5 protein-coding genes are annotated in these 4545 nt (G+C 67.1%); 1 reads left to right on the top strand and 4 read right to left on the bottom strand.

Annotated features, from left to right (window positions below; translation table 11 throughout):
• Positions 1-37: 37 nt before the first annotated feature.
• Complete coding sequence (locus ON45_RS19875; RefSeq protein WP_040496405.1) at positions 38-832, bottom strand: enoyl-CoA hydratase/isomerase family protein; 795 nt, start codon at positions 830-832, stop codon at positions 38-40.
• 38 nt (positions 833-870) lie between these two features.
• A complete protein-coding gene (locus tag ON45_RS19870) occupies positions 871-1290 on the bottom strand; it encodes a PaaI family thioesterase (protein WP_040496403.1) in 420 nt (139 codons plus the stop codon).
• A gap of 170 nt (positions 1291-1460) precedes the next feature.
• On the opposite strand from ON45_RS19870, the gene ON45_RS19865 reads away from it, so the two are divergent.
• Entirely contained in the window at positions 1461-2732 is a 1272-nt protein-coding gene (locus tag ON45_RS19865; RefSeq protein WP_040496402.1) for a cytochrome P450, read from the top strand.
• Positions 2733-2756: 24 nt separating this feature from the next.
• Here ON45_RS19865 and ON45_RS19860 read toward each other — a convergent pair whose 3' ends face one another.
• Positions 2757-3407 carry a nitroreductase family protein gene (locus ON45_RS19860; RefSeq protein ID WP_040496400.1) on the bottom strand — a complete coding sequence of 217 codons (651 nt, stop codon included), beginning with the start codon at positions 3405-3407 and terminating at the stop codon, positions 2757-2759.
• A 137-nt stretch (positions 3408-3544) separates the two neighbouring features.
• The gene (locus ON45_RS19855; protein ID WP_040496407.1) at positions 3545-4498 is read right to left on the bottom strand and encodes an electron transfer flavoprotein subunit alpha/FixB family protein; all 954 of its coding nucleotides are present in this window, start codon (positions 4496-4498) and stop codon (positions 3545-3547) included.
• Positions 4499-4545: the final 47 nt, after the last annotated feature.

Genomic DNA, 4545 nt, shown 5'->3' with positions numbered 1-4545 from the left:
CGGTGCCATCGGGTGTCAGACACCGGATGGTCCACGGTTACGCGCCGCGGAACTCGGGCGGGCGTTTCTCCAGGTAACTCGCCAGCCCCTCCCGGAAGTCCTGGCTCGCGAACAACGGGAGCAGAGCGAGGTACTGGCGTTGCACGTGGTCCTCGAAGTCCTCGGTCATGCCGTGACGCATCAAACGCTTGGCCGCGCGGATCGCCATCGGCGCGTTCGTGGCGATCTCCAGGGCGAGGTCGTTCGCCACCTTCGTCAACTGGTCGCCCGGAACCACGTTGCTGACCAGCCCCAGGTCCAACGACTCTGCGGCGGTCAACGTGCGTGCCGTGAAGAGCAGCTCCGCCGCCTTCGACCAACCGACGATCCGAGGGAGCAGCCACGTCCCGCCCGATTCCGGGACGAGTCCACGCGCCGTGTAGGCCGCCGACAACTTGGCGGTGTCGGCGGCGATGCGGATGTCGCAACCGAGCGCGAGATCCATTCCGTACCCGGCGGCACCGCCGTTGAGCGCGGCGATCGTGGGCGTGTCGATCTTGTTCAAGACGATCGGCGGAGCATCGCGCAGGTTGAAGTCGCCACCGCCCATGTTGTCGGTGTCACCGCCGATGCCGTCACCGGAAGCGGCAGCGCCGACGTCGAGCCCGGCACACCAGGCGCGCCCGTTGCCGGTCAGGATGATCACCCGCACGTCGGGATCTCGGTCCGCCTCGAGCAGCCGCTCCGACAGGCCCGCGAGCATGCTGATCGTGATCGTGTTCATCCGGTCGGGTCGGTTGAAACGGATCACGCCAATGTGTCCGTTCACTTCGTACTGCAGCTCATCGGTCATCGCGGCGACGCTACGCAACCGACGGCCGAGCCGGCGGATCAGGACCGCGGATGCAGCACCGTCTGCGTCTGGGTGACCTTGCCCACGAGTCGATCGCCGACGGTGAGCGTGGTCTCGACGACGATCGTCATCCCGCCGACGTGGAGCGGACAGGACGTGGCCCGCAGCGTGTCGCCCTCCTTCACTCCGCCGATGAAATTGGTCTTCGACTCGATCGTGGAGGTGCCGACCGCGCCGTCGGGGAGGTTGAGAAATGCAGACAGGCCACCCGCGGAGTCCGCCAGCGCCATGACCGCACCACCGTGGAGGAGCCCACCGGCCGTGAGCAGGTCGGGCGACCAGTCGAGTTCCAGCACCACGCGGTCGGACGCACTCGCGACGGCACGAACGCCCAGCGTCTTGGTGAGGCTCATCGAGTCGTGCAGGAAGGCGGTGGCGTCGTTCGTGGCTTCGGTCATGCCGTCATCGTCGCGCGGCCACCGGGGGACACAATGACCTGCGCGGTCAAGGCCGGCATTCGAGCCGCCGATCCGATCACCGCATCGCTCCGACAACGGAAAGGCAGTGGTGCGACGGCCATCATGGGCGCCATGACGGCGTACCGCAACGACCACCAGGAGATCGGCCGATGAGCTCGACGGTCAGCTTCGACGCGACCGACGACGCCGTCGTCCAGTGTCCGTACGAGCACTACCGGAACATGCGCGACGAAGCGCCGGTGCTCGAGTTGGACGGCGCCTCCCTCGGCCGCCTGAACGAACGCGTCTTCGCCGTGTCGCGCCACGAAGACGTGAAGCGGATCCTCCACGACACGACGACGTTCTCGTCGCGTTTCGGTGGGGCTTCCGCCAAGCCATCACCCGAGCTGATGGCACGACTGAAGGAGGTGATGGTCGACGGCTGGCCGAGCGTGTCGACGCTGCTCACCGAGGACCCGCCGTCGCACACGCGCTACCGCCGGCTCGTCTCGATGGCGTTCACGCCGCGACGGGTCTCCCGCCTCGAACCCGCCCTTCGGCAGATCTGCGAGACGCTGGTCGACGACTTCGGCGAGGAGTCGCGTGTCGACTTCATCGCGAAGTTCGCCGTGCCGCTCCCGATCGCCGCGGTCGCGACGATCCTCGAGATCCCCGACCGGCGCCGCGAGGACTTCAAGCGGTGGGCGGACTCATCGGTCGCGGCGATCGGGCGAGCGATCACCGACGACGAGCGTGTCGCCGCCGAGCGCGACATCCTGGAGCAGCAGCACTACTTCGTCAGCGAACTCGACGCCCGTCGGGACGACCCGCGCGACGACTTTCTCACCGATCTGCTCAACGCCGAGTTGACGGCCGATGACGAAGTCGAGGGCGGACCGCTCGACACGCCCGAGATGCTGTCGATCATCCGTCAGATCCAGGTTGCGGGGAGCGAGACGACCGCGAGTCTGTTGGCCGACCTCATGGTGCAACTCGCCGAACACCCCGACGAGTGGGAGCGACTGAAGGCCGACCCGTCTCGAGCGCCCAAGGTCGTCGAGGAGGCGTTGCGCTGGGCAAGCCCCAACCAGGGGCTGTTCCGGATCGTGCAGGAGGACACCGAGGTCGCGGGCACACCGATTCCGAAGGGTTCGACCGTGTGGATCATGTACGGATCCGCCGATCACGACGACCGGGTGTTCGACGATCCCGAGGCGTTCAACCCCGACCGAGAACGACTCAACAGTCATATCGCGTTCGGCCACGGCATCCACTTCTGTCTCGGGGCCGCGCTCGCGCGGTTGGAAGCCGTCACGGCGTTGAAGGTGATGGCCGCGCGCCTCGACACGATCTCGGTCGTCGAACCCGAATCGCTCCGCTACGGCAGCAGCTTCATCCTCCGCGGACTCGAACACCTCGAACTCGACGTCACGTATCAGTGACCGACCGGGTCCGGTCGCCGCGGTTCAGTCCGGGCGGATCGGGTTCTTGTAGGTGTCGAGGTACGTGATCTTCGCGACGTCGTCGCGTTTGGCCGGCTGGAAGTCGGTGCCCTTCGTGTAGGCCACGGGGAGCAGTCCTGCCTGCGTCATGTGGTCGGGGATCCCGAGCAGGTCCGCAGCCTCCTGCTCCTTGCCCAGGTGGAGCGTGGTGAGGCAGCTCCCGAGCCCACGGCTGCGCAGGGCGAGTTGGAAGCTCCACATCGCGGGCATGATCGAGCCCATCAACCCGGCAGCTGCATTCGCCGAGTTGTCGGGCAGGCGACCGATGATGAGCGGAATCAACAACACCGGCACCTTGCCGAGGTTCTGCGCGAGGAAGTTCGCCGAGTCGATCACGCGACCCTGCTGGCTGGCCTGGTCAGCATCCCGCGCGGCCGACGCGAGGTACTCGCCTCCCGCTTCGTTGTAGAGGTCGGCGAGCGCCTGCTTCTTGTCGGCGTCGCGCACGACCATCCACCGCCAGCCCTGCTGGTTCGATCCGGTCGGCGCCTGCACAGCCAGCTGGAGGCATTCGAGCAACACATCATCCGGAACCTCGCGGTCGAAGTCGAGGCGCTTGCGCACCGCTCGCGTGGTCGAGAGCAACGCGTCGGTCTGGTCGAGGTCGAAATCCATTCACCCATCGTGGCCGCTGGACTCCGCGCGGAACGAAGCCCGCCCCCACGCCATCTCCCCACCACTTCCGTTCTCGTCGCGCATCTGCCCGAAATCGGGGCAAGATCGCGACGAGAACCCAGGGGGCTGGGCTGTCGTCAGAGTTCGGCGGTGATGGCGGGAAGCACCTCGAACAGGTCGCCGATGATCGCGTAGTCGGCTTTCACGACCATGTTCGCGGCGGGGTCGGTGTTGATCGCGAGGATCTTCTTCGCGGCCTTCGCCCCGACCCAATGCTGGATCGCGCCGCTGATCCCGCAGGCGATGTACAGCTGCGGCGCGATGCGCGTCCCGGTCTGGCCGACCTGGTCCGAGTGCGGTCGCCAACCGTTGTTGGTGACCGCGCGACTACAACCGACGACACCACCGAGTCGACCGGCCAGCGCTTCGAGCACGTCGAAGCCTTCGGCGGATCCGACGCCACGACCACCACCCACGACCACCGGCGCCGTCGCGAGCGTGACGCCTTCCGAGAGCACGATCCGATCCTGGATCATCGTCGCGACCACCGAGTCCGGAAGGTCGACGTCCAGGGTCTGCACGCTCGCGCTCGATCCATCGGCCGGTGGGTTCGAAGTCACGGCGTGCGGCGCGACGGACAGAACCGGCGTCGCGGATTCGAGGTGTGCGACCTCGTTGAGCGAACCGCCCCATTGCACCCGGGTGACTTCCCACGATTCAGCCGTCACGGAGAGACAGTTCGCGACGAAGGGAAGGTCGAGTCTGGCCGCGGCCGAGGCGAGCACCTCGTTGCCTCGGTCGGTTCCGGACGCGACCACAGCGGCGGGTGACAGCGACTCCACGGCGGCTGCCACCACGAATCCGTACGCCTCCGGCCCGTAGTCGACCAGAGCTTCGTGGTCGGTGTGATGAACCGTCACAGCTCCATGCGCCGCACACGCATCGGCGAGCGCGCCTGCGGACGCACCGATCAGCAGCGCCTCGACATCGACCCCGAGCTGCGCACCGAGGTCGCCCGCGAAGGCGAACGCCTCCAGCGAGGCATCGGCCATCTCGCCGCGGTCGTGTTCGACCACCACCAGCACGCTCATCGGTCCTCTCCCGTCGCCGTTCTCGTGAACAGTTCGCGCACGGAGCG

This window comes from Ilumatobacter nonamiensis YM16-303 (assembly GCF_000350145.1).
Taxonomy (GTDB): Bacteria; Actinomycetota; Acidimicrobiia; order Acidimicrobiales; family Ilumatobacteraceae; genus Ilumatobacter_A; species Ilumatobacter_A nonamiensis.
This window is presented reverse-complemented; position numbering and strand designations above follow the sequence as displayed.